General features: G+C 57.2%; 2 protein-coding genes, 1 other RNA gene and 2 pseudogenes. 1 reads left to right on the top strand and 4 read right to left on the bottom strand.

Features of this window, described 5'->3' with window-relative positions; all coding sequences use genetic code 11:
- The 4 genes and pseudogenes from A3730_RS20510 to rsmI form a co-directional block, all read right to left on the bottom strand.
- Window positions 1–139: pseudogene (locus A3730_RS20510) on the bottom strand (division/cell wall cluster transcriptional repressor MraZ); the annotation flags it as partial.
- A gap of 355 nt (window positions 140–494) precedes the next feature.
- Window positions 495–1,283: an MBL fold metallo-hydrolase gene (locus A3730_RS20515; RefSeq protein WP_063520140.1), complete on the bottom strand. Its 789-nt coding sequence runs from the start codon at window positions 1,281–1,283 to the stop codon at window positions 495–497.
- 155 nt (window positions 1,284–1,438) lie between these two features.
- An RNA gene (rnpB, locus tag A3730_RS20520) (RNase P RNA component class A) lies at window positions 1,439–1,818 on the bottom strand.
- A gap of 164 nt (window positions 1,819–1,982) precedes the next feature.
- Complete coding sequence (gene rsmI / locus A3730_RS20525) at window positions 1,983–2,813, bottom strand: 16S rRNA (cytidine(1402)-2'-O)-methyltransferase (RefSeq protein ID WP_063521689.1); 831 nt, start codon at window positions 2,811–2,813, stop codon at window positions 1,983–1,985.
- Window positions 2,814–2,892: 79 nt separating this feature from the next.
- On the opposite strand from rsmI, the pseudogene A3730_RS29885 reads away from it, so the two are divergent.
- Window positions 2,893–3,162 (top strand): annotated as a pseudogene (locus tag A3730_RS29885) (penicillin-binding protein activator); the annotation flags it as partial.

Here is a 3,162-nt window from a genome sequence, read left to right on the forward strand (position 1 = left end):
GCGCCAGACAGTCATCGAACGGGTGCAGCGTGAGCACAAGCTGGCCGCCGCACGTGTCGATCAACGACGCACGGTACCGGGTCGGCATGGTTAGCCGCCCTTTGGCATCCAGATTGAGTGCTGCGCTCCCAGTAAACACTGGCCGTCCTCTTGCTCTTGGTTATGCGGTTCCTTCCCGGGGCTTTTGCCCCACTTCGTGACACCGGCCACTAAGAAATTCCCACTTTTTCCCACTTTTCACCACATTGAGACACTCTAGGGCCACTGCAAAGCCCAAGTCAAGCGTGACGGCACCGGGAAACGTAAAAGAATTTCCAGATAAATCAGCCTGTTAGCGGCCCATTTGGGCAAAAGAAAGGGTGCAGAGAAACGATAGACGGAAGGAGTTCCGTGACGAATCAGAGCGCTGGGACGCGCAGATGAGAAAGCACTTTAAGTGTTAGACAGATTAGTTATTACTAACTTTATTTATATACCACTATTAGCAGAACGCATTAGCAATCCGCTGAAGGAAGCCGATAGTTACCGCTATCCAGCAAGTCCACGCCGCACTCCAGCTGCGCCAGCCAGCCCAGAAAGTGGCCCACCTTATCTCCCTCAAAGTAGCCACCATGTTGAGGCACAATCATCCGCGGCGAGAGCTTGCGCACCATCGCCACCCACAGCCGGCAGGCCCGATTGCTGGCCATGTAACGCCGATGGAAGCCCTGCATGCTGTGGCAATGGTCTGCAAAGTTATCCACCCGCCCCTCTTCGCCACCCAGGCTGGCACCCACGTCACCGGAAAAGAGGATGCCACTGAGCGGATCATAGAAGCTGAAATTGCCCACTGAATGCAGAAAATGCGCCGGCAGCACCCACAGCTCGGTACCGGCAAAAGGCAACACCTTGCCTTCATCGGCAACCCCCAGAATCCGCGCCTGCAGCTGCTCCCCCATCTTGCCGGTGACATAGGACGATGCCAGGTGCGGCAGAAAGCGCGCCCACAGACGACTAACCACCACCTGACAACGGGTATGCATTAACCAGCGCGGCAGCGATGCGATGATGTCCGGGTCCTGATGGGACGCAAGAATATACTCCAGCCCGTCCAGATTAACGCGACGGCTGAGCGCAATGGTTAAAGGGGTATAGGTGAGATCGCCACCGGGGTCGATCAGCGCCGCCCGGTCGTTATGGCGAATACAGAACTGGTTGGCCTGCACGCCCTCGCCCACCACCAGGTCGGCAAAGCGCAGCACTTCATGGCCATTTTCACTAAAAAGAGTATCCACCTGTGCCATGCCGAGCTCCGAACTGCGTGAGCGGGCAAGCCTAGCGGCACATCATTTTTGCATCATGACCCAGATCAAGAAGGGAAAGGATTGCGAATAACAAGCAACGAGACACGAAAACCTTGCTAGCCTTCGCTTCTCGTCACTTGCAACGCATAGGGAATAAGGTGGACCGGTCGATAAGCCGGGTTCTGTCGTGGACAGTCATTCATCTCGGGTTTGCGTCGCCACAAACCTCTAGCAACCTACCCGGATCCAGCGCGGGCCACGCCAACGGATCCCTATTTGGTCTTGCTCCGGGTGGGGTTTACCCTGCCACCGCTGTTGCCAGCGGCGCGGTGCGCTCTTACCGCACCTTTTCACCCTTACCGGTTCCGACACGAGGACGGAACAGGCGGTATCTTCTCTGTGGCACTAGCCGTAGCCACACCGTTCCCAGTGTGGCCCCCAGGCGTTACCTGGCACCCTGCCCTGTGGAGCCCGGACTTTCCTCCAGCGGCCATCCTGCAAAAGAATCGCCGCCAGCGACTGCCTAACCGGTCCGGGGCGGAGTCTAAACAGTTAATAATTAATAGTGAATAATTAATAGCTGCGCGGACCAGGTTTTCTGATCTTGAAGCGCAAAAGGCCACGCACCCCAAAGTTGAGCGCAGCCTCTTATGCCTGAAAAACGACCAAACGGGATCGCAAGTTATTCATTATTAAATATTAATTGTTCATTGCCTCTAACAGCGCATATAGCTCCTGGCGCTTCAGCCCGGTATGGGCCGCCATGATTTTGGCCACCCGTGACACCGGCAACTCAGTCAACAGGCTTTTCGCCAACGCCTCGTCTTTTTCTGTCCACGCGGAAGATTGCGCCAGCGGCGACAGCACCAGCACCAGCTCGCCGCGTCGCTGGTTGCTGTCCGACGCCACCCAATCGCAGATTTCACCCACCGGGCCACGCCGAATCGTTTCAAATTGCTTGGTCAGCTCACGGCACAGGGTAATTTCACGATCTTTTTCAACCAGCCCGTTCAGGGCTTCCAGGAAGGACTGCACCCGGTGAGGCGCCTCGTAGATAATACTTGTGACTGACAGGGCCGCCAGGCGCGCAATGGCTTGCTGACGCGGCGCGCCCTTGGCTGGTACAAAGCCTTCGAACAGGAAACGATCGGAAGGCTGTCCCGCTGCCGCCAATGCAGCCAACAACGCTGACGCACCCGGAACAGGCACCACGCTTACCTGTGCCTCCTGGCAGGCGCGAACCAGCCTGTAGCCGGGATCACTAATCAACGGCGTCCCCGCATCACTGATCAGCGCGCCCTGCTCACCGCCCTGCAACCGCGCCACCAACTCATCACTACGCTGGCTTTCATTGTGGTCATGGCAACTGATCATGCGATTGCGGATACCCAACTGATCAAGCATCCGTTGGCTATGCCGGGTGTCCTCCGCCGCAATCCAGTCCACCTCGGCCAGTACGTCAATCGCCCGACGGGTAATGTCATCCAAATGTCCGATCGGTGTACTGACAATAAACAAAGTCCCGCTCATATTCGTGCACTACTCAAGTGTTAAGACGCCCGGAAAGCGCCTACAATAGCCGCTTCATTCTGGTAATACGAACCTCGCCATGGAATTTAGAAAGGCTTATCTGGCAGCATTTCTGGCTGCCGCTGTAGTGGCCGGCTGCTCCACCACTCCTTCATCAAAGACTAAGGTCTATGAAACCCCCGCCGTTGCCACGCCCCGCGCACCGACAGAGGCGCCCGCTGCGCTCTCTGCCGCCCGCAACCAGCTTGCCGGCATGGATGCCGACGAACGCATTACCTCTACGTTGTCCTGGGCCTCCACCTATCTGGGCGAAAAGCGGGCTGCCGACGCAAGCCAATTGCTCGCCGAC

This window comes from Alcanivorax sp. HI0044, from assembly GCF_001634945.1.